23 protein-coding genes are annotated in these 24,492 nt (G+C 73.0%); 12 read left to right on the plus strand and 11 right to left on the minus strand.

Annotated features, from left to right (window positions below):
* Nucleotides 1-385: 385 nt before the first annotated feature.
* A complete protein-coding gene (locus tag SSP29_RS31225; protein ID WP_089104207.1) occupies nucleotides 386-775 on the minus strand; it encodes a cell division protein SepF in 390 nt (129 codons plus the stop codon).
* A 293-nt stretch (nucleotides 776-1,068) separates the two neighbouring features.
* Here SSP29_RS31225 and SSP29_RS31230 point away from each other — a divergent pair, with 293 nt between their 5' ends.
* On the plus strand, nucleotides 1,069-2,766 hold the full coding sequence (locus SSP29_RS31230; RefSeq protein WP_089104208.1) for a hypothetical protein: 1,698 nt from the start codon (nucleotides 1,069-1,071) through the stop codon (nucleotides 2,764-2,766).
* A 38-nt stretch (nucleotides 2,767-2,804) separates the two neighbouring features.
* On the opposite strand, the gene SSP29_RS31235 is transcribed toward SSP29_RS31230, so the two are convergent.
* Nucleotides 2,805-3,320, minus strand: coding sequence for a YceI family protein (locus SSP29_RS31235; RefSeq protein WP_089104209.1), 516 nt, complete (start codon nucleotides 3,318-3,320; stop codon nucleotides 2,805-2,807).
* Between the two features lie 100 nt (nucleotides 3,321-3,420).
* Between SSP29_RS31235 and SSP29_RS31240 the strand changes: the two genes are divergently transcribed.
* The 4 genes from SSP29_RS31240 (at nucleotide 3,421) to meaB (ending at nucleotide 9,006) form a co-directional block, all read left to right on the plus strand.
* Nucleotides 3,421-3,918 (plus strand): MarR family winged helix-turn-helix transcriptional regulator, encoded by a 498-nt coding sequence (locus SSP29_RS31240; RefSeq protein WP_089104210.1) that lies wholly within the window; start codon nucleotides 3,421-3,423, stop codon nucleotides 3,916-3,918.
* 113 nt (nucleotides 3,919-4,031) lie between these two features.
* Nucleotides 4,032-5,837 (plus strand): methylmalonyl-CoA mutase family protein, encoded by a 1,806-nt coding sequence (locus SSP29_RS31245; protein ID WP_089104211.1) that lies wholly within the window; start codon nucleotides 4,032-4,034, stop codon nucleotides 5,835-5,837.
* A complete protein-coding gene (scpA, locus tag SSP29_RS31250) occupies nucleotides 5,837-8,011 on the plus strand; it encodes a methylmalonyl-CoA mutase (RefSeq protein ID WP_089104212.1) in 2,175 nt (724 codons plus the stop codon). Before SSP29_RS31245 ends, scpA begins: the two co-directional genes overlap by 1 nt.
* Nucleotides 8,008-9,006 (plus strand): methylmalonyl Co-A mutase-associated GTPase MeaB, encoded by a 999-nt coding sequence (gene meaB / locus SSP29_RS31255; RefSeq protein ID WP_089104213.1) that lies wholly within the window; start codon nucleotides 8,008-8,010, stop codon nucleotides 9,004-9,006. Before scpA ends, meaB begins: the two co-directional genes overlap by 4 nt.
* Here meaB and SSP29_RS56740 read toward each other — a convergent pair.
* From SSP29_RS56740 to SSP29_RS31290, 7 genes are all read right to left on the minus strand, one after another.
* A complete protein-coding gene (locus SSP29_RS56740) occupies nucleotides 8,994-9,569 on the minus strand; it encodes a sigma-70 family RNA polymerase sigma factor (protein WP_089104214.1) in 576 nt (191 codons plus the stop codon). The genes meaB and SSP29_RS56740 overlap by 13 nt on opposite strands.
* Nucleotides 9,570-9,702: 133 nt before the next feature.
* On the minus strand, nucleotides 9,703-10,386 hold the full coding sequence (locus SSP29_RS56745; RefSeq protein WP_089104215.1) for a hypothetical protein: 684 nt from the start codon (nucleotides 10,384-10,386) through the stop codon (nucleotides 9,703-9,705).
* Between the two features lie 354 nt (nucleotides 10,387-10,740).
* On the minus strand, nucleotides 10,741-11,496 hold the full coding sequence (locus SSP29_RS31270; RefSeq protein ID WP_089104216.1) for a hypothetical protein: 756 nt from the start codon (nucleotides 11,494-11,496) through the stop codon (nucleotides 10,741-10,743).
* A 96-nt stretch (nucleotides 11,497-11,592) separates the two neighbouring features.
* Nucleotides 11,593-12,474 carry an alpha/beta fold hydrolase gene (locus tag SSP29_RS31275; protein WP_089104217.1) on the minus strand — a complete coding sequence of 294 codons (882 nt, stop codon included), beginning with the start codon at nucleotides 12,472-12,474 and terminating at the stop codon, nucleotides 11,593-11,595.
* 18 nt (nucleotides 12,475-12,492) lie between these two features.
* Nucleotides 12,493-13,215 (minus strand): alpha/beta fold hydrolase, encoded by a 723-nt coding sequence (locus SSP29_RS31280; protein ID WP_089104218.1) that lies wholly within the window; start codon nucleotides 13,213-13,215, stop codon nucleotides 12,493-12,495.
* A gap of 40 nt (nucleotides 13,216-13,255) precedes the next feature.
* Nucleotides 13,256-13,516, minus strand: a complete 261-nt coding sequence (locus SSP29_RS31285; protein WP_089104219.1) for a hypothetical protein — start codon at nucleotides 13,514-13,516, stop codon at nucleotides 13,256-13,258.
* Between the two features lie 13 nt (nucleotides 13,517-13,529).
* Nucleotides 13,530-14,501: an alpha/beta hydrolase gene (locus SSP29_RS31290; RefSeq protein ID WP_089104220.1), complete on the minus strand. Its 972-nt coding sequence runs from the start codon at nucleotides 14,499-14,501 to the stop codon at nucleotides 13,530-13,532.
* 321 nt (nucleotides 14,502-14,822) lie between these two features.
* Between SSP29_RS31290 and SSP29_RS31295 the strand changes: the two genes are divergently transcribed.
* From SSP29_RS31295 to SSP29_RS31315, 5 genes are all read left to right on the plus strand, one after another.
* Nucleotides 14,823-16,706: an amidohydrolase gene (locus SSP29_RS31295; protein ID WP_245883324.1), complete on the plus strand. Its 1,884-nt coding sequence runs from the start codon at nucleotides 14,823-14,825 to the stop codon at nucleotides 16,704-16,706.
* A 136-nt stretch (nucleotides 16,707-16,842) separates the two neighbouring features.
* Nucleotides 16,843-17,505, plus strand: coding sequence for a hydrolase (locus tag SSP29_RS31300; RefSeq protein ID WP_089104222.1), 663 nt, complete (start codon nucleotides 16,843-16,845; stop codon nucleotides 17,503-17,505).
* A gap of 69 nt (nucleotides 17,506-17,574) precedes the next feature.
* Complete coding sequence (locus SSP29_RS31305) at nucleotides 17,575-18,117, plus strand: DoxX family protein (protein WP_089104448.1); 543 nt, start codon at nucleotides 17,575-17,577, stop codon at nucleotides 18,115-18,117.
* Nucleotides 18,098-18,838 (plus strand): YoaK family protein, encoded by a 741-nt coding sequence (locus SSP29_RS31310; RefSeq protein ID WP_089104223.1) that lies wholly within the window; start codon nucleotides 18,098-18,100, stop codon nucleotides 18,836-18,838. The genes SSP29_RS31305 and SSP29_RS31310 overlap by 20 nt, the downstream gene beginning before the upstream one ends.
* Entirely contained in the window at nucleotides 18,835-20,442 is a 1,608-nt protein-coding gene (locus SSP29_RS31315) for an MFS transporter (RefSeq protein WP_089104224.1), read from the plus strand. Before SSP29_RS31310 ends, SSP29_RS31315 begins: the two co-directional genes overlap by 4 nt.
* Before the next feature lie 90 nt (nucleotides 20,443-20,532).
* Here SSP29_RS31315 and SSP29_RS31320 read toward each other — a convergent pair whose 3' ends face one another.
* Nucleotides 20,533-20,871 (minus strand): GNAT family N-acetyltransferase, encoded by a 339-nt coding sequence (locus SSP29_RS31320; protein WP_089104225.1) that lies wholly within the window; start codon nucleotides 20,869-20,871, stop codon nucleotides 20,533-20,535.
* Nucleotides 20,872-21,122: 251 nt separating this feature from the next.
* Between SSP29_RS31320 and SSP29_RS31325 the strand changes: the two genes are divergently transcribed.
* Nucleotides 21,123-22,289 carry an MFS transporter gene (locus tag SSP29_RS31325; RefSeq protein WP_438363822.1) on the plus strand — a complete coding sequence of 389 codons (1,167 nt, stop codon included), beginning with the start codon at nucleotides 21,123-21,125 and terminating at the stop codon, nucleotides 22,287-22,289.
* Here SSP29_RS31325 and SSP29_RS31330 read toward each other — a convergent pair.
* Nucleotides 22,281-23,642, minus strand: coding sequence for a dihydrolipoyl dehydrogenase family protein (locus SSP29_RS31330; protein ID WP_089104227.1), 1,362 nt, complete (start codon nucleotides 23,640-23,642; stop codon nucleotides 22,281-22,283). The two genes, SSP29_RS31325 and SSP29_RS31330, sit on opposite strands and share 9 nt — an antisense overlap.
* 211 nt (nucleotides 23,643-23,853) lie before the next feature.
* On the opposite strand from SSP29_RS31330, the gene SSP29_RS31335 reads away from it, so the two are divergent.
* Nucleotides 23,854-24,441 (plus strand): Dps family protein, encoded by a 588-nt coding sequence (locus SSP29_RS31335; protein WP_089104228.1) that lies wholly within the window; start codon nucleotides 23,854-23,856, stop codon nucleotides 24,439-24,441.
* Nucleotides 24,442-24,492 lie beyond the last annotated feature (51 nt).

Below are 24,492 nucleotides of genomic sequence, written 5' to 3' on the forward strand. Positions count from 1 at the left end.
CGCGCGGGACGGTCTGCGATGACCGGGTGGGCGTGCCGGAACGCGACGGGCGGGAGGGTTCGGGCGACGGCCCGCCGGGTTCTGGCGGCCCGTTCGGTGTCACGGACGGCACCGCGTCCCCGGGTGACGGCGACGACGGCGGCGGCGACGGGTCCGGGGTGTCGCCCGGGGCGGAACGGGCGGAAGGAGCAGGGCGGGACGCGGACGAGGCGGAGGGCACGGCCATATGCGGACCGTAAGGCTCCGGCCGCCCGGCGAACCGTTCCGCCGTCGGGACCTTCCTACGATCGAGGGACAGCCGCCGAACCACACCCGACCGCCCCACGACCGCCGAGCCGCCAAGCCGCCAAGCCGCCGAGGGCGGCCCGCCCCTCCGGGCAGGCTCTCAGCCCCCCGAGACCCCCGCCCCCTCCATCAGCCCGCTGACCTCCGTGCCGGGCGGGGTGAGGAGGAAGACGTTGCGGTCGACCCGGTGCATGCCGCTGGCGAGGCCGAAGACCACGCCCGTGCTGAAGTCGAGGACGCGCTTGGCGACCTCCGTCTCGGCGCTGGTCAGGTCGAGCAGGACCGGTATGCCGGCCATCAGCGTCTCGGCGACGTCGCGGGCGTCGGCGAAGACATTGACCCGCAGGACGACGAAACGGCGGCGCGTCTCGGTCTCCGCGTCCGGCAGCGCGCGGTGGCCCACCGCCGACGGCCAGGCGTCGCGGCCCCGCAGCGGCACGACCTGGGCGAGCCCCTCCCACTGTTCATCGGTGACGTCGTAACGGCTCACCGGCTCCCCCCGACCTGACTCGCACTCGATGCCTGCACCAGCCAATTCTTACGCCAAGTCATCCGTTCGGCCCAACAGCGACACGAAGGGCGAGCGTGTCCGGGCCCTTGCGCACGAAAAGAAGCGATCTTTTCACTTTTCATGCGATTGCCGCGCATTAGGGGCTTCTTACCGCCCTCACACCGGACTCTTCTCCTCCAGCGACGCCCCGCTCACCGCCCGCGATTACCGTCCGGTTCGTGCACTTGGCAGAAACACAACAGGTGACACCCGGCCGGCGGACACAGTCGGCGGTGTCCGCCGCTCCGGGCGATGCCGGAGCCCCCGTTCCCTGGCACCGCGTCCTGACCCTCCTCGCCGACATCGGGCTGTTCATCGGCACCCGGTCGGTGTGGACGCAGGCGGTGACGCATCACCTGGTCCTGGCGGCCCTGATCTCCGTCTGCTACGTCTCGATCCTGGTGACCGGCGTACTGACGCTGACGGTCCGCAGCACCCGCTCGCTGGCCCGCCTCGACCTGGTGGTCCTGGTCACGGCGGTGACGCTCGCGCTGTGCACCTGGGCCCTGAACCACAACGGCGGCGACGAGGGCGCCCTCACCACCCAGGCCGCCAGGGAACTGCTCGCCGGCCACCCCGTCTACGGGCAGGCCTGGCCGTGGCTGTTCCACAACACGGGCATCGCGCTCACGCCGACGATAGGCGGCGGCTACGACTACACGTACGGCTATCCCCCGCTGGCGCCGCTGCTGACGGTCCCGCTGCTGTGGCTCGGCCACCACGGTGCCCCGGCGACGGCGGTGTGCGCGGGCGCCCTGATCGCCGGCACGGTCGCGCTGTGGCGGATGCTCCCGGTGCCGTGGCGGTCGGCGGCGACGCTGTCCTGCCTGGGCTTCGGCTTCCTGTCGACGTACGCCCGGGTCGGCTACCCGGCGGTGATCGCCCTGGCGCTGCTGATCCCGGTGGTGGTGCGCTGGCCGCGGATCGGGCAGGGCGGCCGCCTCGGCGCGGCCGGGATCGCACGGGCCGCGTCCCTCGGGGCCGCGTGTGCGGCGCAGCAACTGCCGTGGTTCGTCACGCCGTTCCTGCTGGCCGGGATCTACGCGGTGCGGCGCGGGGAGCTCGGCGGCCGGGCCGCCGCCGCGGTGGTCCTGCGGGTCGCCGGCGTGGCCGTCACGGTGTGGCTGCTGATCAACACGTACTTCATCGTGTCCGAGCCCGGCCGCTGGCTGCGCGGGATCGCGCTGCCGCTGATCCAGGGTGCCGTGGTGCACGGCCAGGGCCTGGTGGACATCACGCTGTACTACACGAACGGCAGCGACCGCATCGACTGGTACTCGCACGCGAGCATGCTCCTCGCGGCGGCCCTGCTGGCCCTGTTCGTGCTGTTCGTACGGCGTCTGGGCCCGGCCGCGACCGTGCTGCCGTGGCTCGCCTTCTTCCTGGCGACCCGCTCCCAGGACGGCTACTACCTGCTGATGACCCCGCTGTGGCTGGCGGCGGCCGTCACCGCTCCGCTGTCGGAGTTCGAGCACGCCTGGCAGCCGCGCCCGGCCCTGCTGACCGGGCCGCGCCGCCGCCCCGCCCTGATCGCGACGGTCGTCCTGCTGCTCACTCCGGCGCTGGCGAGCGCGGCGCTCGCGGTGTCCGGCAGACCGCCGCTGCACATGGAGATCACCGCCCTGCGGCGCGCCAAGCACCAGGCCTCGGTGGTCAGGGCGATGACGCTGAAGGTGGTCAACACGGGGAGCGTCCCGCTCACCCCGCACTACACGCTGACCACCGGGCAGGGCATGAGCATGTACTGGCTGCTGGTGCGGGGCCCGGCGACGATTCCCGCGCACGGCACGGCGAGTGTCGAACTCAGGCCGGCCAACGGCCGGTTCGGCATCCCCGCCAAGCCGAGCACCCGGATCCGGCTGCGCGCCTTCACGGCGGATCCGCAGACGCTGTCCAGCCAGGACGTGCGGATCAGCCGGACGGTCCGTTAGGTCCGCGGAACAGTCCGCCGGGGTGGCCCGGCAGTCCGTCAGGCCGCCGCGCGGGTGAAGCGCAGGGTGGCGGTCACGGTGGTCGGGCCGCCCATCATGCCCATCTGGTTGAACGTGACGCCGAACTCCTCGCGCACCACGGTGAACTCCACCTCCAGCGTCAGCCCGTCGGCGTCCGCCGAGACCAGCTTCGCGGTGGCCTGCTGCGGCCTGCTGATGCCCCGGACGGTCAGCTGACCGTCGACGTGCACCGCGTCGCCCGGGCCCCGCTCGGCACCGCGCACCGCGAAGGTGATCTCCGGGTGGTTCGCGGCGTCGAAGAAGTCGGCCGAGCGCAGGTGCTCGTCGCGCTTCTTGTTCTTGGTGTCCAGGGAGGCCGCGTCGATCGTCACGCTGCCGGTGGCGGCGCCGTCGGCGGTGACCTCGCCCCGGCCGGTGACGCCCGCGAAGGTGCCCTTGACGGCGACCAGGCCCCAGAAGGTCTTGTGCCGGACGGCGACGGCGGAGGCGGTCGGGTCGAGCTGCCAGAGGCCGGTTTCCACGGTGACGGTCATGGCCGTGCTCCGATCAATCGATGGTTCAAATTTGGATGACTGCGCTATGACTGCACGCTAGCCCAATATCCAAATTTGGACAACAGGTAGACTCGGTGCCATGGCCGCCTCCCAGGAAGACCCCGCAGAGCTGCCCGAATGCCCCTCCTTCAAGGGCGGCGGGCTGCTCCCGGCCGAGCTGCACGCCTGGATGCTGCTGCTGGCCGCGACAGGTGCGGTGGAGCAGCGGCTGCGGTCGGTCGTGAAGGAGACGCTGGACGTCTCGCACGACGAGTTCCTGATCCTGTGCCTGCTGGCCGAACAGCCGCGCGAGGGCCTGCGCATGACCCGGATGGCCGAGCTCCTGGGCCGCCCCAAGACCCGCCTCACCTATCAGATCGCCTGCCTCCAGCACGCCGGTCTCGTCACCCGCAAGGCCGCCTGCGGAGACAAGCGGGGCATCGAGGTCGCCCTCACCGACAAGGCCCGCCGCCAGATCCAGGACGCCTCCGCCGCCCTCGCCGAGACGGTCGGGCAGGCGGTCGGCCACGTCATCGGACCGGAGCAGCGCGAGGCGCTGTGCGCACTGATCCCGGAGCTCGCCGACGACACGCCCTGACCGTACGAATCAGGCCACTTCACCCCCGGGAGGCGCAGGTCACAGCCACGGGGAGGGCAAGGTCACAGCCCTGCCAACGGTGCGGTTCCAGCGGTCTGCCCTAGCATCCGAGCATGACGGTCCTGCCTGACGACGGGCTCTCACTGGCCGCCGAGTTCCCTGACGCGACGCAAGAGCAGTGGCAACGCCTGGTCGAGGGTGTGCTGCGCAAGTCGGGCAAGGAAGTTTCGGGCGAGGCCGCCGAGGACGCCCTGTCCACGACGCTGGAGGACGGGCTGCGCACCCGTCCCCTCTACACCGCGCGCGACACCGCGCCCGACCCCGGCCTGCCCGGCTTCGCGCCCTATGTGCGCGGCGGCCGCCCGGAGGGCGGCATCGCGGGCGGCTGGGACGTACGGCAGCGGCACGCGGCGGCTCCCGACGGCGCGGTCCTGACCGACCTGGAGAACGGCGTCACCTCGCTCTGGCTGCTGGTGGGCCGGGGCGGCATCCCGGTGTCCGGCCTAGCCCGCGCTCTCGACGGCGTCTACCTGGACCTGGCCCCGGTGGTCCTGGACGCGGGCCGGGACACCGAGGCGGCGGCGGCCGGACTGTTCCGGCTGTACGACGAGAAGGGCATCGACCCCAAGGCGGTGCGCGGCAACCTGGGCGCCGACCCGCTGGGGTACGAGGCGCGCACGGGTGAGGCCCTGGACCTCGCCCCGGTCGCCGCGCTCGCCCGGCGCGTGACCGAGGAGTTCCCCGGCCTGCGCACGCTGACCGTGGACGCGCTGCCGTACCACGAGGCGGGCGGCTCGGCCGCGCAGGAGCTGGGCGCCTCGCTGGCCACCGGCGTGGCCTACCTGCGGGAGCTCACCGAGGCCGGTCTCGGCGTCGAACAGGCCCTCGGGCAGCTGGAGTTCCGGTACGCGGCGACCGCGGACCAGTTCCTGACCATCGCCAAGCTGCGCGCGGCCCGCCGGCTGTGGGCGCGGGTCGCGGAGGTCAGCGGGGCGGCCGACGCGGGCGCCCAGGTGCAGCACGCCGTCACGTCGCCGGTGATGATGAGCCGCCGCGACCCGTGGGTGAACATGCTCCGCACGACGGTCGCGACGCTGGCCGCCGGGGTGGGCGGCGCCGACTCGGTGACCGTGCTGCCGTTCGACCACGCGATCGGCCTGCCGGACGCGTTCGCCCGCCGGATCGCCCGCAACACCTCGACGATCCTCATCGAGGAGTCGCACCTGGCCCGGGTCGTCGACCCGGCCGGCGGTTCCTGGTACGTCGAGAAGCTGACCGACGAACTCGCCCACGCGGCCTGGGAGGTCTTCCGGACCGTCGAGCGGGACGGCGGCCAGGCGGCCGTGCTCCGCTCCGGCCGCCTGCGTACGGACCTCGCGACCACCTGGGCCGAGCGCTCCAAGAAGCTCGCCAAGCGCCGCGAACCCATCACGGGCGTCAGCGAGTTCCCGTTCCTCGCCGAGAAGCCGGTGGAGCGCGAGCCCGCACCCGAGTTGCCCTCCGGCGGCCTCCCCCGGGTCCGCCGCGACGAGGCCTACGAGGAGCTGCGCGCCCGCTCGGACGCCCACCTCGCGGCGACGGGCAGCCGCCCCCGGATCTACCTGGCGACGCTCGGCCCGGCCGCCGCGTACACCGCCCGCGCCGGCTTCGCCGCCAACCTCTTCCAGGCCGGCGGCATCGAACCCGTCACCGAGGGCGGTTTCGAGGAGAGCGGCGCCACCGAGGCGGTGCTCTGCTCCAGCGACGCGCTCTACGCCGAACAGGCCGAGCAGACCGCCGGGTCGCTGAAGGCGGCCGGTGCCCGGCACGTGGTCCTCGCGGGCCGGGGCGAGTTCGCCGGTGTCGACTCCTACGTCTTCGCGGGCTGCGACGCCGTGGCCGTGCTGTCCGCGACCCTCGACCGCATGGGAGTGTCCTGATGGGAATCCCCGACTTCTCCGGCATCGAACTGGGGACCCCCGTCACCGAGGGCGGTGACACCGAGTGGCGTTCGGCCGTCAAGCACGCCACGGGCAGCGAGGCCCCGGTGTGGGAGACCCCGGAGGGCATCGGGGTCAAGCCGCTGTACACCGGCCGTGACCTGGAGGGCCTGGACTTCCTGGGCACCTACCCGGGCATCGCGCCGTATCTGCGCGGCCCCTACCCGACGATGTACGTCAACCAGCCCTGGACCATCCGGCAGTACGCGGGCTTCTCCACCGCCGAGGAGTCCAACGCGTTCTACCGGCGCAACCTGGCCGCCGGCCAGAAGGGCCTGTCGGTCGCCTTCGACCTGCCCACGCACCGGGGTTACGACAGCGACCACCCGCGGGTGACCGGTGACGTCGGCATGGCGGGCGTGGCGATCGACTCGATCTACGACATGCGGCAACTGTTCGACGGCATCCCGCTGGACAGGATGACCGTGTCGATGACGATGAACGGCGCGGTGCTGCCCGTGCTGGCGCTGTACATCGTGGCGGCGGAGGAACAGGGCGTACCGCCCGAGAAGCTGGCCGGGACCATCCAGAACGACATCCTCAAGGAGTTCATGGTCCGCAACACCTACATCTATCCGCCGAAGCCGTCGATGCGGATCATCTCCGACATCTTCGCGTACACCTCGCAGCGGATGCCCCGCTACAACTCGATCTCCATCTCCGGCTACCACATCCAGGAGGCCGGAGCCACGGCCGACCTGGAGCTGGCCTACACACTCGCGGACGGCGTCGAGTACATCCGGGCGGGCCGGGAGGCGGGCCTGGACGTGGACGCGTTCGCGCCCCGGCTCTCCTTCTTCTGGGCGATCGGCATGAACTTCTTCATGGAGATCGCCAAGATGCGGGCGGCCCGGCTCCTGTGGGCCAAGCTGGTCTCGCAGTTCGAGCCGAAGAACACCAAGTCCCTCTCCCTGCGCACCCATTCGCAGACCTCGGGCTGGTCGCTGACCGCGCAGGACGTCTTCAACAACGTCACCCGTACGGCCGTGGAGGCGATGGCGGCGACCCAGGGCCACACCCAGTCGCTGCACACCAACGCCCTCGACGAGGCCCTCGCCCTGCCCACCGACTTCTCGGCGCGCATCGCCCGCAACACCCAGCTGCTCATCCAGCAGGAGTCGGGCACGACCCGGGTCATCGACCCGTGGGGCGGCAGCGCCTACGTGGAGCGGCTGACGTACGACCTGGCCCGCAAGGCCTGGGCGCACATCCAGGAGGTCGAGCAGGCGGGCGGGATGGCGCAGGCCATCGACGCCGGCATCCCGAAGCTGCGGGTGGAGGAGGCCGCGGCCCGCACCCAGGCCCGGATCGACTCCGGGCGGCAGCCGGTGATCGGCGTCAACAAGTACCGGGTCGAGAGCGACGAGGCGATCGAGGTCCTCAAGGTCGACAACTCCTCGGTACGCGCCCAGCAGATCGAGAAGCTGCGGCGGCTGCGCGCGGAGCGGGACGAGACGGCGTGCCGGGACGCGCTCGACGCGCTGACCCGGGCGGCGGACGGCGACGGCAACCTGCTGGAGCTGGCCGTGCACGCGGCCCGCGCCAAGGCGACCGTCGGCGAGATCTCGGACGCCCTGGAGAAGGTGTACGGCCGGCACGCGAGCCAGATCCGTACGATCTCCGGTGTGTACCGCAACGAAGCAGGCGAGTCCCCGAACGTGGACCGCACCCGGGCCCTGGTCGACGCGTTCGACGAGGCCGAGGGGCGCCGCCCGCGCATCCTGGTCGCCAAGATGGGCCAGGACGGTCACGACCGCGGCCAGAAGGTGATCGCGACCGCCTTCGCCGACCTCGGCTTCGACGTCGACGTCGGCCCGCTGTTCCAGACCCCGGAGGAGGTCGCCCGGCAGGCGGTGGAGGCGGACGTCCACGTGGTCGGCGTCTCCTCGCTGGCGGCCGGCCACCTCACCCTCGTACCGGCGCTGCGCGAGAAGCTCGCCGAGGAGGGCCGGGCGGACATCATGATCGTGGTCGGCGGGGTCATCCCGCCGCAGGACGTGCCGACCCTCCTTGAGATGGGCGCCACGGCCGTGTTCCCGCCCGGGACGGTGATTCCGGACGCGGCCTACGACCTGGTCGAGCGGCTGTCGGCCGAACTCGGGCACGACCTGTGATCGATGTCGACGTCTATGTGAAGGGTGTGCTCGACGGGAAGCGTGCGGTCATCGCCCGCGCCATCACCCTCGTCGAGTCCACCCGTCCACAACACCGGGCGCTGGCACAGGAGTTGCTCACCGAGCTACTCCCGCACAGCGGCCGGGCCCGGCGGATCGGCATCAGCGGGGTGCCGGGCGTGGGCAAGTCGACGTTCATCGACGCGTTCGGCACGCTGCTGACGGGCCTCGGGCACCGGGTGGCCGTACTGGCCGTGGACCCGTCGTCCACGCGGACGGGCGGCTCGATCCTGGGCGACAAGACACGGATGGAACGGCTGGCGGTCGACCCCGCCGCCTTCGTCCGGCCCTCCCCCAGCGCCGGCACGCTCGGCGGAGTCACCAAGGCGACCCGCGAGTCGATGGTGGTCATGGAGGCCGCCGGTTACGACGTGATCCTCGTCGAGACGGTCGGCGTCGGGCAGTCGGAGACCGCGGTCGCCGACATGGTCGACTCCTTCCTGCTGCTCAGCCTGGCCCGCACCGGCGACCAGCTCCAGGGCATCAAGAAGGGCGTCCTGGAGCTCGCCGACGTGATCGCCGTCAACAAGGCGGACGGCCCGCACGAGCGCGACGCCCGGTCCGCGGCACGGGAGTTGGCGGGCGCGCTGCGCCTGATGCACGGCAAGGACGCCTTCTGGACTCCCCCGGTGCTCAGTTGCAGCGCGCGTGAGTCGACCGGCCTGGAGCTGGTCTGGGAGCGCCTGGAGCAGCACCGGGCGCTGCTCGACTCCACCGGGCGGCTCGCCGAGAAGCGCCGTGACCAGCAGGTCGGCTGGACCTGGTCGATGGTCCGGGACGAACTGCTCGGCCGCCTCGCCGCCCACCCGGCGGTGCGCGCGGCCGCCCCTGGCCTCGAACAGCAGGTCCGAGACGGCACGTTGACGGCGACACTGGCCGCCGAGCACATCCTGAAGGCGTTCGGCGAATCCCCGGACGGCCCTCAGGCCAGCTGATCGCGGAGCGCCTCGCGGGCCCGGGCCACGCGGGAGCGGACCGTGCCGACGGGGCAGTCGCTGACCTCGGCGGCCTCCGCGTACGGCAGTCCGACGAGCTGGGTGAGGACGAACGCCTCGCGCCGCTCCTCGGGCAACGCTTCCAGGAGGTCGAGGAGCGCGACGCCGTCGTCGAACCCGGGCAGCCCGTACGGCTGGGCCCGCTCGACGGCCTGTTGCCAGTCGGGGACGTCCGCCGGGCGGGGCCGGGCGGCGGCGTACCGATGGCTGTCCACGACGGCCCGGCGGGCGATCGACAGCAGCCAGGTACGGGCCGACGAGCGGCCCTCGAAGCGGTGCAGGCTGCCCAGCGCGCGCAGGAACGTGTCCTGCGCGAGGTCGTCGACCGCCTGCGGGTCGGCGCAGAGATGGGCGACGTATCGGAGGACGTCGCGGTGCAGAGCCCGTACGAACGCGTCCACGGCGGCCGTGTCCCCGGACCGGGCGGCGAGAGCCCAGGCCGTGATCGACGCGTCGCGTTTCTCGTCCGGCGCAGGGCGTGCGGGCAGGACGGAAGTGATCACTCGGTGTCCTTGCGAGAAAGGTGAGCGGGGGAGACGGCCCTGCGGCGCCTGTCTCGGCGCGGTGCTCAAGCGGGCGTGCGGCCGTCGTGTTCGTCCGGGGCGCGCGGGAGCGGCCCCGGAACACCGGCTGTCGTCAGGCGACAGCCGTCCGCACCGGCGGACCCCGGGAAGTGATCGCGTGGACGAGGAGAAGCAGCCGCGGCGCCCGGTCCGAACGGCGGCGGCGCAGCCGGGGACGGGGTCGCTCGGGGGTGGCCGGCAGGGCGAGCAGCAGCCGGAGCAGCAGCTGGAGCGGCGCGACGAGCCGGCCGGCGACGGCCCGGACGATACGGAACGCCGCGCGTTCGCCGTGGCCGAGCCAGAGTCCGCACAGCAGCGCGGCGAGGAGGTGGGCGGCGAACATGCCGGTGGAGGCGGTGCCGCCGGTGCCGAAGCCCAGGTATGCGACGGGGTCGGTATGGACGGGGCCCATGTGCACCGACCCCATGTTCATGGCGGCCATGTCCCCGGCCATGTCCATATGCACGGGCCCCATGGACGTCATGGGTGCCGTGCCGTTCGTCCACACCTGGGCCGCGGAGAAGCCGGAGTGCAGTGCCGTCTGGGCGCCGACCGCGGCGGACACCACCAGCGACAGCCCGCGTTCGCGTCCGGACAGGGCCCAGCCCAGGGCGCCGGTGAGCGCCAGGGCGGCGGCCAGTGCCCAGCCGGGCACCCGGTTCCCGGACATCATGACGTGGCCGAGGGCGGCGAGCAGCACGCAGACGGCCGCGAACACCGCGGACCGTATCGTGCGTGCACACCACCCTGCCGTCATGGCGCATCATCCTCGCATCCGGTGCCGACCTGTCGGGGAGTGGTACGGCGATCCACAGCCGGCGCGCTCAACTCACAGGCGGGGTGGGGTGGTTCACAGAGTCCTCTGGGCGCGGGCCGGTGGGGGCTGGTCGCGCAGTTCCCCGCGCCCCTTACGGGGCGCTGTAGCCGCCGCTTCTTCCCAGCCGCGGGCGCTCGTGACAGCTCATCCAGCCGCGGGCAGTCGTGCCTCCCCCAGTGCCTTAAGGGCCTGGGAGGTGCCCCCAGGCGGCACGGGTGGGCGCTGGGGGTCCCCCCTCTGGGGGAGGCACCCGGCAAGCGCCGGTAAGCGTCCCACCCCCCGCCCCCACCCCGCTCAGCCCCTCGCCCACGGCCCCTCCGGCACCGCCGTCCGTACCCTCGACCTCGTCACGTCGACCACGATCGTCCGGTCGTCGTCCAGGTCCTCCCTGACCCGGCGCAGCCGCCCCGCCCCGTCGATCCAGTACCGCAGCGGCACATCACCGGCGGAGATGACGTCGTACCGACGGCCGTCGATGCGGTCCGTCCCCAGATGGCGCCGGCCCGACCGGGCGATCCGCCGCGCGTCGTCCGGGCGGTCGGCGGCGAGGGACAGCGTCAGCCGCAGCGCCGTGTCCAGCGAGGCCGGCCCGTAGCGGCGGCGGATCCACGCCGCCGGCTTCAGCCGCGCAGCGTCCCGTACCGCCTCCGCCGTCGACGCCGGTCTCGCCAGCGGGCCCGCGCTGCCGTCGGCCTTCGGGCGGGCGACCGCCAGCCCGGCACCGTCCCAGGCCAGCAGCCCCCGCTCCGCCGCGTCCCCCGTGTCGAACCAGCCCACCGCCCGGTGCCGGTGCTCGTCGACCACCGCGCGGACCACGGCCGTACCGCCGGGCAGCGGCGCCCGTACCGTCACCTCGGCCGGGCTGTCCCGGTACACGCGGACCGGTGTGAGGGCCAGTCGCCGGGCCTCGTCCGGCGAAAGGGGGCGGGGACCGTCGCCGCCCGCGACGAGGAACGGCAGCGCCGCGCACGTTCCCGTCACGGCGGCGAGGGCCGCCCAGGTCCAGGGGGATCGCAGCCGTGCTCGTACGCGCGCCGGTGTCATCCGCATGGCACGTACCTACACGCGGACGGGCCGCACCCGGTCGACACCGGTGCGCGGCCCGCTCGGCATCACCCTTGCGGGGTGCGCCGTTTGCCCCACGGGTCAGCCGACCGAGCCGGCCGCCTCCTTGATGACGCGGGTGACCACGTCGGGGCGGGTGACCAGGGACAGGTGGCCCGCCTCCACCTCGGTGACGTGCGCGCCCGCGCGCCGGGCCATCGCCAGCTGCTCGGCCGGGACGATGACATGGTCGGTGGTGCCGACCACGGCCCACGACGGGAGGGACTTCCACGCGGGGGCGCCGGAGGGCTCCGAACCCGCGCTGACCGCGAAGGGGCGCTGGCCGGCCGCGAGAAGGCGGGCCTCGGCGGTGGGCACACCGTTGGCGAAGCAGCCCTGGAAGCCCTGGTAGCTGCCGTTCGCGTCCCACTTGAGGTACGCGTCGACGTCGCCGGCGGGTCCGCCCGGGTAGGGCACCAGGTTCAGGAACGTCGACGGATCGGCCGTGACGCACGAGCCGGGCTCGGCCGCGTTGATCTGGAAGACGGTCTCGCCCTCGGCGGGGATGTACGCGTCGTCGTAGACGAGCGCCTTCACGTTGGGGCTCTTCGTCGCCGCGTCGGTGATGACGAACCCGCCGTAGGAGTGGCCGACCAGGACCACCGGGCCGGGGACGGTCGCCAGGAACGACGTCAGGGTCTGGGCGTCGGAGGCGACACCGCGCAGCGGGTTCGGCGGGGCGTAGACGGTGTAACCGGCGCGCTGGAGGCGGCCCATGACCGCGTTCCAGCTGGAGGCGTCGGCCCAGGCGCCGTGCACCAGCACGATCGTCGGCTTCGGGCCGCCGTCCCGGTGGCCCGCGGCCGCCGCCGGGGCCGCGGTGACCTGCGAGGTCGAGGCGAACAACGCGGCGGCCGCGGCGAGCACGCAGGACGCGCCGAGCAGCCGGGCCCGTCTTCTCGCCGGCCGAGAGGTCGGTCTCATGGGGTTCTCCTTCGCCGGTCAGGCGGTGACGTTGCGGACGGCCTCGCGGATCAGGTCCGCGACCTTCTTGGGGTGCGCGAGCATGACCAGGTGGGACGAGTCGACCTCGACCGTGGTCATACCGGCGCGCTCGTAGCCGTAGCGCTCGACGTCGGGGTTGATGGTGTGGTCCGAGGACGACACCAGGCCCCAGGACGGCTTGGTCTTCCAGGCCGCGACCGGGGCCGCCTCGGCGAAGGCCGCGCCGGCCAGCGGGCGCTGGGAGACGGCGAGCACCCGGGCGAGGTCCGGGTCCACGTCGGCCGCGAAGATCGCCGGGAACCTGTCGACGTCGACGGTGACATCGGTGCCGGGCTCGTCCGAGCCCTCGACCGGGAACGGCGTGTACACCAGGGCCGAGGCGAGCTCGGAGTCCGGGAACCGGCCTTGGAGCTCGCCGAGGCTCTCGCCCTCCTCCAGGGCGTAGCCGGCCAGGTAGACCAGGGCCTGCACGTTCTCCTCGGCGCCCGCGACGGTGATGACGGCACCGCCGTAGGAGTGGCCCACCAGGACGACGGGACCGGGAATCGCGCGGACCACCGAGGCGATGTAGGCGGAGTCGCCGGTGAGGCTGCGGTTGGGCACGGCCGGGACTAGCACCTTCAGGCCGTCGGCCAGCAACTCGGGGACGACGCGGGCGAAGCTGGACGCGTCGGCGAAGGCACCGTGCACGAGGACGACGGTGGGTGTGGAGTCGGTCATGGGAGTTCCTTGTAGTGCGGTGCGAGGTCTGGGCGGGCGGCTAGCGCGGGTCGACGCCGATGTCGGTGTCGACGTCGTAGGCGGCTTCCGCGTGGTCGGGGGCGGGGTGCGCGATGTCGGTCCCCATGTCGAAGGCCGCCGTCTCGATGGCCTCCTCCAGCTCGGCTTCCTCGCGCTCCGCCTTGGCCCGGCGGTGGTGCTCGGTCAGCTGGTCCTTGAGGTGCCTCAGGCGCGGATGGCCGTCGTGGGCGGACGGCTCCGACGGCTCCGACGACGGTTCCGACGGCTCGTTCGTGGTCACGCCGGCTCCCGGATCAGCCGTTGTGGAGGGCCGCGTGCAGCGTGCGCACGGCCAGGGAGATCGCGGCCTCGGCGGCATGGGTCTCGCGCAGGGCGTTGAGCATGACGAAGTCGTGGATGATGCCCTGGTAGCGGACGGCGGTGACGGGGACGCCGGCGGTGCGGAGTTTGTTGGCGTAGGCCTCGCCCTCGTCGCGCAGGACGTCGGCCTCGCCGGTGATGACGAGGGCCGGGGGCAGGCCGGTGAGCTGTTCGGTGGTGGCGCGCAGCGGGGAGGCGGTGATCTGGGCGCGTTCGGTCTCGTCGGTCGTGTACTGGTCCCAGAACCACTGCATGCCGTCGCGGCGCAGGAAGTAGCCGGTGGCGAACTGGTGGTAGGAGGCGGTGTCGAAGCTCGCGTCGGTGACCGGGTAGAACAGCACCTGCTGGAGCAGCGGGAGGCCGCCGCGTTCCTTGGCCATCAGGGTGAGGGCGGCGCTCATGTTGCCGCCGACCGAGTCGCCGGCGACCGCGATCCGGCCGGCGTCCAGGCCCTTGGTCGCGCCCTGGGCCACGATCCACTGGGCGACGGCCCAGTTCTGCTCGATGGCGACCGGGTAGCGGGCCTCGGGTGAGAGGTCGTACTCGGGGAAGACGACGGCGGCGTCGGCGCCGACGGCGAGTTCGCGGACCAGGCGGTCGTGGGTGTGGGCGTTGCCGAAGACCCAGCCCGCGCCGTGGATGTAGATGATCACGGGGAGCGGGCCGGTGGCGCCGGCCGGCTTGACGATGCGGGCCCGGACGCTTCCGGTGGGGCCGCCCTCGACGGTGATCCACTCCTCGTCGACCGCGGGCAGGGCGATCTCGCCGGACTGCACCTCGTCGACGGCCTTGCGGCCCTCGGCGGGGGCGAGGTCGAACAGGTAGGGCGGGTTCGCGGTGGCCTCGACGAAGGCCTGGGCGGCGGGCTCCAGCACCGGCGTGACGGGCGTGAAGGCTTCGGACATGCGAGTCTCCTGGGATTGCGTGAGGCACACCGGGCGATCCGGCGCCGTCGCGGTTCACCGTAGGAGCGGTGTCCGCCGGGCAGTTGCCCCCGAGCGCACGCCCACCGGCCCCCCAGCGCACGCGCGGACCGGTGCACTGCGGGGCAGGTGCGGACCGGTGCGCTGCGGGGCAGGTGCGAGTGCGCGCACGGGACACACCGCGGCCGGGAGCCGACCTAGCGTGACGGCTCGGCGGTCGCGGTTCAGCTCTGGTTCGACGGCGAGCACGGACCCCGGCACCGCACTTCCCATCCCGGAGGGGGTCCAGCAAGCGTGTCCTCAATGCCGGTCGGCGGTCTGGTTCCCCAGGCCGTCGACGATCCCGCGGAGCTCGTCGTCCGCAACGCGAAAATCCACACCGGAGACCCGAACCGGCCGCATGCGGGGGCGATCGCCGTCCGGGACGGTGTGGTCACGGTCGTCGGCGACGACAAGGACGTGGCCCCGCACATCGGCCCGGCCACCAAGGTCGTGGACGCGCTCGGGCGGCGGGTGATCCCGGGCCTCAACGACGCCCATCTGCACGTGATCCGCGGCGGGCTCAACTACGTGCTGGAGCTGCGCTGGGACGGGGTGCCCACGCTCCGCCAGGGCCTCGCGATGCTCCGCGAGCAGGCCGCCCGGACGCCGAAGGGCCAGTGGGTGCGGGTGGTGGGCGGCTGGTCGGCGGAGCAGTTCGCCGAACGGCGGCTGCCGACCGTCGCCGAGCTGAACGCGGCCGCCCCGGACACCCCCGTGTTCGTCCTGCACCTGTACCAGTCGGCCGTCCTCAACCGGGCGGCGCTGAAGGCCGCCGGATTCGACAAGGACACCCCCGACCCGAGGGGCGGCCAGATCGTGCGCGGCCGGGACGGCGAGCCGACGGGCATGCTGCTCGCCGCGCCCAGCGCCCTCATCCTCTACTCGACGCTGGCCAAGGCGCCGGTCCTGGACGAGGCACACCGCAAGACCTCGACCCGGCATTTCCTGCGCGAGCTGAACCGGTTCGGGCTGACCTCGGCGATCGACGCGGCCGGCGGCTTCCAGAACTTCCCGGAGAACTACAGCACCGTCGTCGAGCTGGCCGAGGCCGGTGAGCTGTCGCTGCGCATCGCCTATCACCTCTTCCCGCAGACCGCGGGCCAGGAGGTCGCCGACCTCACCCGCTGGATCGAGATGGCGGACTACGGCGACGGCGACGAGTGGCTGCGCCTCAACGGCGCGGGCGAGAACCTCACCTGGGCGGCGGCCGACTTCGAGAACTTCAACCAGCCGCGCCCCGAACACGAGGACTTCGAGCCGGAGTTCGAGAAGGCGGTGCGTCTTCTCATGGAGAACGGCTGGGGGTTCCGGCTGCACGCCACGTACGACGAGACCATCCGCCGGGATCTCGCGGTGTTCGAGAAGCTGGCCGCCGAGGGTCTCTTCCCGGCCGGGAACCGGTGGTTGTTCGACCACGCGGAGACCGTGTCGGCCGAGAGCCTCGACCGCGTGGCCGCGCTCGGCGGCGCGATGTCCGTGCAGAACCGGCTGTCCTTCCAGGGCGAGGCCTTCCTGCGCCGCTACGGCCCCGGTGCCGCGGCCGACGCCCCGCCGATCCGGGAGATGCTGGACCGCGGCCTGACCGTGGCCGCCGGTACCGACGCCACCCGGGTCTCCACCTACAACCCGTGGGTCGCCCTGCACTGGCTGATCAGCGGCCGCAACGTCGGCGACCTCGTGCTCCGCCCCCCGTCCAACCGGGTCGACCGGCAGACCGCCCTGCGCATGTTCACCCGGGCCGGCGCCGAACTGACGGGCGAGGAGGGGGTCAAGGGCGTCCTGCGCCCGGGTTTCTACGCGGACCTCGCGATCCTCTCCGACGACTACTTCACCGTGCCCGAACCGGAGATCGCCCACATCGAGTCGCTGCTCACGGTCACCGGCGGCCGGATCGTCTACGCCGCCGGCGAGTACGAGGGCCTCGACGAGGAGCTGCCTGCCATCGCCCCCGCCTGGAGCCCGGTGGCCCACTTCGACGGCTACCAGGCGGCCCCGCGCGGCCTGGCGGGCGTACGCCAGGCGCAGGCCCTGGGCGAGGCGGCAGCGGAGTCCGACCTGCACCGCGAGTGGCGCATACGGCGCGGCCTGCTGCCGGTTGCCGACGGCCCCTTCCCAACAGACCCCTGCTTCGGAGCGCCCCTTTAGGGGCGCGGGGCCGTATCGACGTGCGGCTCCGCCGCGTGGGCGCGACCAGCCACAACGATCCCGCACCCGCCCAACAACCCTTCCCGGCACCCCATTGGGCAATTTCACCCCCGTAACCACAAGGGAAAGGCACCCCATGCCCGACATCACCACCGTCACCGCCACCCCCGGCCCCGGCCTCCTCACCCCCGACAACTGCGCGGTCCTGTTCGTCGACCACCAGCCGCAGATGTTCTTCGGCACCGGCAGCGGCGACCGCACCGCGATCGTCAACTCCACCCTGGGCCTGGCCAAGGCCGCCAAGGCGTTCGGCGTACCGGTCGTGCTCAGCACGGTCGCCGCCGAGTCGTTCTCCGGCCCGATCATGCCGCAGCTCGCGGACGTCTTCCCGGGCCAGAAGATCATCGACCGCACCACGATGAACGCCTGGGAGGACGAGGCGTTCGTCGAGGCCGTCAAGGCGACCGGCCGTAAGAAGCTCGTCATAGCCGGTCTGTGGACCGAGGTGTGCGTGGTCCTGCCGGTGCTCTCCGCGATCGCCCAGGGGTACGAGGTGTACGTGGTCGCCGACGCGTCCGGCGGTGTCACCCCGCAGGCCCACGAGCACGCCGTGCAGCGCATGGTCCAGGGCGGCGCCGCGCCGGTCACCTGGGTCCAGGTGCTCCTGGAGCTCCAGCGCGACTGGGCCCGCGCGGAGACGTACGAGGCGGTCACGAACGTGGTCAAGGAGCACGGCGGCGCCTACGGCCTCGGCCTGGTCTATGCCCAGACCATGATCGGCGCCCACGCGGCCGGCTGACCGGACGTCACCTACCGAGTCAGGAACAGGCAGGAACAGGCAGGAACAGGCAGGAACAGGCAGGAAGACATGGATGCTGGACTGCTGGTCCTCCGGCTGCTGGCGGGACTCCTCATCGCCGGCCACGGAGTGCAGAAGGTGAGCTTCCACCTCGGAGGCAAGGGCTTGGCGGGCGGAACGGAGGAGTTCCGGCACGACGGTTTCCGCGGCGGCCGGCTGACCGCCGTCGTCGCGGGCGGCAGCCAGATCGGCGCCGGCCTGTTCCTGGCCGCCGGGCTGCTCACCCCGCTGGCCGCGATGGGCGCGATGGGCGTGATGACGGTCGCCGGGACGGTCAAGTGGCCCAAGGGCCTGTGGGTGCAGAACGACGGGTACGAGTATCCGCTGGTCCTCGTCGTCCTCTCGGTGGCCCTGTCCCTCACCGGGCCCGGCCGGTGGTCCGTCGACCACACGCTGGGCCTCACCCCGTGGCCGCTGTGGCTCGTCCTCGCGGCGATCGTGACCGGCCCCACGAGCGGCCTGCTCACCCGTGCGGTGCTGCACCGCACCGCCACCGCGCCCCCCGCACCGTCCGCACCGGAAGGAGCCCCTCGTGCGCAGGCTGCTGACTGACGCGCTCCACACCCTGGTACCGCCCCGGGACGACCGGCACGGCCCGCTGCCTCCCCTGCTGCTGACGCTGACGGTGGTCACCGGGCTGGTCGACGCGGTGAGTTATCTGTCCCTCGGGCATGTCTTCGTCGCCAACATGACCGGCAACGTGGTGTTCCTCGGCTTCGCGCTGGCGGGCGCCCCGAACCTGTCCGCGCTCGCCTCCGTCGCCGCCCTGGCCGCGTTCCTCGTCGGGGCGCTGGCCGGCGGACGGCTGGGCACGCGGTTCGCCGCCCACCGCGGGGATCTGCTGAAGACGGCGGCGGCGGTGCAGACCGTGCTGGTCGCCGTCGCGGTGGCCGCCGCCGCGGTCGGCGACGGCCGGGTCGGCACGGGGGTGCAGTACACGCTGATCGTGTTCCTCGGGCTCGCCATGGGTCTGCAGAACGCGGTCGCCCGGCGCCTCGGCGTCCCCGACATGACCACGACCGTGCTGACGCTGACCCTGACGGGCCTGGCCGCGGACTCCGCCCCGGCGGGCGGCGCCGCACCCCGGCCCGGCCGCCGGATCCTGTCCGTCCTGGCCATGCTGCTCGGCGCGTTCGCGGGGACCGGACTCCTGCTCCACGGCCATCTGGTGCTCACCCTGGGCCTGGCCCTGCTGCTCCTGCTCGTCACCTCCCTGGCCACGCACCGTCTGGCAGGCGGCGACCCCGCCTGGACCCGGTCGGCAGCGGCATGAGCGACACCGCCGCCGACTCCCCGTGGGCGCCCCTCGCGGCCCGTGTCTTCCGGGCGCTGTGGATCGCCCAGCTGGTCTCCAACATAGGCAGCTGGATGCAGACGGTCGGCGCCCAGTGGCTGCTGGTCGGGGACAGTGCCGCGCTGGTGACGCTGGTGCAGACCGCGTCCAGCCTGCCCGTCGTCCTCCTCGCGCTGCCCTCCGGGGTGGTCGCCGACCGGTTCGACCGGCGTGCGGTGCTGGTCACCGCGCAGTTCGCGATGCTCGCGGTGTCCGGGGCACTGGCCGCGCTCGCGTTCCTGGACGCGCTCTCCCCGACGGCGCTGCTGCTCCTGACCTTCCTGCTGGGCTGCGGCACCGCGCTGATGGGCCCGGCCTGGCAGGCGATCCAGCCGGAGCTGGTGGAGCGGGAGCGGCTCGGTCAGGCGGCGGCGCTCGGCGCGGTGAACATGAACCTGGCCCGTGCCGTCGGTCCGGCGCTCGGCGGGGCGGTGGTCGCGGCGGCGGGCGCGGGCTGGGTCTTCGCCTTCAACGCGGCGTCCTATCTGGGCATCGCGGCCGTCCTGCTGCTGTGGCGGCGCCCCGCCGCGGCCGCCGTCCCGCCCGCCGCCGACGAGGGGCTGCCGGCCGCCCTGTACGCCGGCCGCCGCTACGTCTGGAACGCGCCCGGCGTCCGCCGGATCCTGCTGCGCACGCTCCTGTTCATCCCCGGCGGCGCCGCCCTGTGGGCCCTGCTGCCGCTGACCGCGAGCCGCTCCCTCGGCCTCGGCTCGGGCGGCTACGGACTGCTCCTCGGGGCGGTGGGCATCGGCGCGGTCGGCGGCGCCTTCCTGCTGCCCCGCGCCCGTCGCCTTCTCGGCGCCAACGGCACCCTCGCGGCCGGCGCCCTGGTGTTCGCCGGGGTGCTCGCGGTGCTGGCCACGGTCCACGTCCCGTGGCTGGTCGCGCTCGCCCTGCTGCCCGCGGGCCTCGCCTGGATCGCCGTCCTGTCCACGCTGAACGCGGCCGTGCAGACCCGGCTCCCCGGCTGGGTCAGGGCCCGCGGACTCGCCGTCTATCTCCTGGTCTTCCAGGGTGGACAGGCGCTGGCCGCGCCCCTGTGGGGTGCGGTGGCCGACCGGCTCGGGCTGAGCGCCTGTCTGCTGATCGCCGGCGGCGCCATGCTGCTGAGCGCGGCCAGCGTACGGCGCTGGCCGCTGCGCGATGCCGAGGGCATCAACCCCACGCTCTCGGACCACTGGCCGGCGCCTCCCCTGGTGTTCGAACCCGGGGAGGCCGACGGCCCGGTCCTGGTCTCGGTCGTCTACCGCGTCCCGACGGACCGGCAGGCCGAGTTCACGGACCGCATGCACCGCGTGGCGCGCTCCCGGCGCCGTACCGGAGCCCTGTCCTGGGGCCTCTACCAGGACGGCCACGACCCCGAACGCTTCGTCGAGAACTACCTGGTCTCCTCCTGGGCGGAGCACCAGGCCCAGCACCACGTCCGGCTGACGGCCACCGACCGCCGGTTCGAGGAGGAGGCCCGCGCACTGCTCACCCCGGGCACCGCGCCCGAGGTGACGCACGCCTTCGACACGACGGCGGGACCGGCGGTACGGCCCTGAGCCACGGAGGTCGGCCCGCGCCGGACACCCCGTGCTCCGGCCGCGGTCCGGGAACTGCGCGCCGATCGCCTGGGGCAGCGCATGTCACGCTCAGTCGAGTTCGCCGCGCAGCCACTTCAGGACGTCGGGGGTCACCGGGTCGGCGATGTCGGCGAACTCCTCGTGTTTCTGGAGGAACTTGGCGACGTACGTGCACACGGGTACGACGCGTTTCCCGCCGGCGCGGACGTCGGTGAGCGCCTCCTCGACCAGCCGGCCGGCCAGGCCCTGTCCGGCGAAGGCGTCGTCGACCTCGGTGTGGTAGAAGACCCGCTGGTCACCGTGGTCGCGGTAGGCGGTGAGGCCGGCGCGTACGCCGTCGACCAGGATCTCGTAGCGGTCGTGGGCGTCGTTGTGCACGACGACCGGGGCGGCCTGGGGCTGGCTCATCGGGTTCCTTTCGGTGGGACATGACGATGTCGGTGGGGCATGACGATGTCGGTGGAGCATGGCGACGGCGATCTCCCGCCGAGATGACTGACATCCTGAACCATCGCCGTGAAGAGGGAAGCACGGCGGGCGGCAGAGCGCTGGTGAATGACGAGAGCAACGCCTCGTGTGAGGAAGGTCCCGTGTCCCAGTCGTCGTCGTCCGAAATCCGCTCCCCGCGCCGGGAGGCAGCCGCCGAGGCCGCCCACGGGGTGCCTGGCTGGCTGATCGCGCTGTTCGCCGTCGCCTCCGGCATGACGGTCGCGAACCTGTACTACGCCCAGCCCCTGCTGTCCGAGCTGCGCGGTGTCTTCCACATCGGCGAGGCCACCGCGGGTCTGCTGATCACGCTCACCCAGGTCGGCTACGTGATCGGCATGATCTTCCTGGTGCCGCTCGGCGACCGGCTGGAGAAGCGGAGCCTGGTCACCGCCCTGCTGACGGTCACCACGCTCGCCCTGGTGGCGGCCGGTCTGGCGACCGGGTTCCCGATGCTGCTGATCGCCTCGCTGATCAGCGGGGCCACGTCCGTGGTGGCGCAGATACTCGTCCCCTTCGCCGCGAGCCTGGCGCCCGACCACGCCCGGGGACGGGTGGTGGGCCGGGTGATGAGCGGCCTGCTCACCGGCATCCTGCTGTCCCGCACGCTCAGCAGCCTGGTCTCCAGCGTGGCCGGCTGGCGGGTGGTCTACCTCGGCTCGGCCGTCCTGATGGCCCTGCTGGGCGTGGCCCTGCGGCTGGCCCTCCCCAAGCATGCGCCGACCACCTCCGTGCCGTACCACCACGTGCTGCGCTCCACGGCGGCGCTGGTGCGCACGCATCCCGCGCTGGTGCGCCGGGGCCTCTACCAGGCGGCGATGTTCGGTGCCTTCAGCGCCTTCTGGACAACTGTCTCGTACGTCCTGACGGGACCGCACTTCCACTACTCCGCCGTCGGTGTCGGGGTGTTCGCGCTGGTCGGCGCGGCCGGCGCGGCCGTCGCCCCGTTCGCCGGGCACTGGGCCGACCGCGGACTGACCCGCCGGATGACCGGTGTCGCGTTCGGCGTCGCCGCGCTGGCCTTCGCCATAGCCGGGTTCGGCCAGCACAGCGTCATCCTGATCGGGCTGGCGGCCGTCGCCCTCGACATGGCCGTACAGACCAGCCTGATCCTCGGCCAGCACACCGTCTACCAACTCGATCCCCTCGCCCGGGCCCGCCTCAACAGCGCCTTCATCGCGATCTTCTTCATCGGCGGCGCCCTCGGCTCCCAGCTCGGCTCGATCGCCTACCGGTCCGGCGGCTGGAGCGCGGTCAGCCTCTTCGGAGCCGCCCTGCCGGCGCTGGGGCTGCTGTACTGGCTCACCGAGCGCCGGACCGGCGCGAAGCGCTCAGCGTAGGGCGCCGAGGGCCGCTTCCATCGCACGGTGGAAGGTCGGGTACGTGTAGATCATGTGGCGCAGCCGCTCGACCGGGACCTCGGCGTGGACGGCGACGTTCAGCCCGTACAGCAGCTCGCCGCCGGCCGGTCCCGCCGAGGTCGCGCCGACCAGGACACCCCGGTCGGCGTCCTCGACCAGCTTGAGGAAACCCTCGCCTCCCGGCCCGTGGATCCAGCCACGGGTCGAGGAGGCGTTCGGCAGTACGGCGGTCCGCACCCGCAGCCCCCGGTCGCGGGCCTGCCGCTCGGTCAGCCCGACGGCCGCGATCTCGGGGTCGGTGAAGGTGACCCGGGGCAGTGCCCGGTAGTCGGCGTCGGGGCCGGGCCTGCCGAGGATGTCCTGGACGGCGATCTGCGCCTGGTACATGGACACGTGGGTGAAGGCGCCCCGGCCGGTGATGTCGCCGACCGCCCAGAGACCGTCCGCCGCCCGCAGCTGTCCGTCGGTGGGGACGGCGCGGGCGGTGGGGTCGAGCCCGGCCGCCTCGACGCCCAGCCCGGCGAGGTCGCTGTACCGTCCGGTGGCGACGAGCAGCTGCTCGGCCCGGCGCGGCTCGGCCTCGCCGTCGAGCCACACGGTGAACCCGGCACCGTCATGGGCGACCTGGCCGGCCCGCGCCCCGGTCAGGACGGTCACCCCGTCGGCGCGCAGAGCCCCGACCGCGAGTTCTCCGGCCTCGGGTTCCTCCTGGGCCAGCAGCCGCTCCTGCCCCTCGACCACGGTGACCCGGCAGCTGAACCGGGCGAAGACCTGGGCGACCTCGGCGCCGATGGCACCGCCGCCGAGCACCAGCATCGACGCCGGGAGCTCCTTGGCGGACATGGCGTCGCGGTTGGTCCAGTAGGGCGTGCCCGCGAGACCCGGCACGGAGGGTATGCGGGGGCGGCTGCCGGTGGCCAGGACGACACCCCGGCGGGCCTCGAACACCCGTCCGTCGACGGTCACCCGGCGCGGTCCGGTGAGACGGCCCCGGCCGCGGACCAGGCGGCCGCCCTTGGCCGCCAGCCGGTCGGCCGCGACCCGGTCGTTCCAGTCGTCGGTGGCCTCGGTGCGAATGCGCCCGGCGACCGGGCTCCAGTCCGCGGTCACCTCCGCCCGTCCGGCCAGACCGGGGACCCGGCGGGCCTCGGCCAGCGCGTTCCCGGCCCGGATCATCATCTTGCTGGGGACGCACCCCCAGTACGGGCACTCGCCCCCGACCAGCTCCGCCTCGACGCCGACCACGTCGAGCCCCGCCTCGGCGAGCGTGCCCGCCAGGTACTCCCCGCCCGGCCCGAGGCCGACGACGACCACGTCCACCTGCTCGTTCATATGCCCCTCGCTCCCTACGACTGCCGGTCACCGACGGTAGGGCGCCGCGGCGGCCGGCCCGCGTCCGTGCGTGCACCGCGGCCGGTCCCAGAGCGAACCAGGTGCGCTCAGAGGCCTCGGTCCGGGCGCTCCCGGGCAACGCCTCCCCCGCCGCCGCGCCTAGCGTCACTCGCGTACCCAGCCGCATCGGACATCCGCCAGGAGGCGCACCGTGACCACCAGCTCCGAGCCCGGAAAGGCCCTGCAGCACAGCCAGCCGTGGCTGCACCAGAAGGGCGAGGTCATCCAGGAGTTCGGGACCGTCAAGCAGTTCCCCCTCGGCCTCTCGTACGAGACGCGCATGTACTCCTGCCAGCGTCTGAACCGGGTCCTGGCGGACACGCAGATCCTGTACGGCCTCTACAAGAAGCACCACTGGCTGCTGCGCGGCGCGACCTTCTACCAGCTGCACCTGCTGCTGGACAAGCACGCGGACGACCAGCTGGCCCTCGTCGACACGCTCGCCGAGCGGGTCCAGACCCTGGGCGGGGTCGCGGTGGGCGACCCGCGGCACGTCGCCGAGATCACCTCGATCCCGCGTCCGCCGGACGGCGTCGAGGAGGTCCCGGCGATGCTCTCGCGGCTTCTGGAGGCCCACGAGACGATCCTGGTCGACGCGCACGACGCGGCCGCCCGGGCCGCCGAAATGGGCGACGACGGCACCAACGACCTGCTGGTCTCGCAGGTCATCCGCACCGGGGAGCTGCAGGCCTGGTTCCTGGCCGAGCACCTGGTCGACACTCCCCTGGTCCGCGCCTGAGAGAACCCGGGAGCAGCGGATGCCTGCCTAGGATGCGGCGGAGATCCCCGC

The organism is Streptomyces hyaluromycini, from assembly GCF_002217755.1.
Classification (GTDB): domain Bacteria; phylum Actinomycetota; class Actinomycetes; order Streptomycetales; family Streptomycetaceae; genus Streptomyces; species Streptomyces hyaluromycini.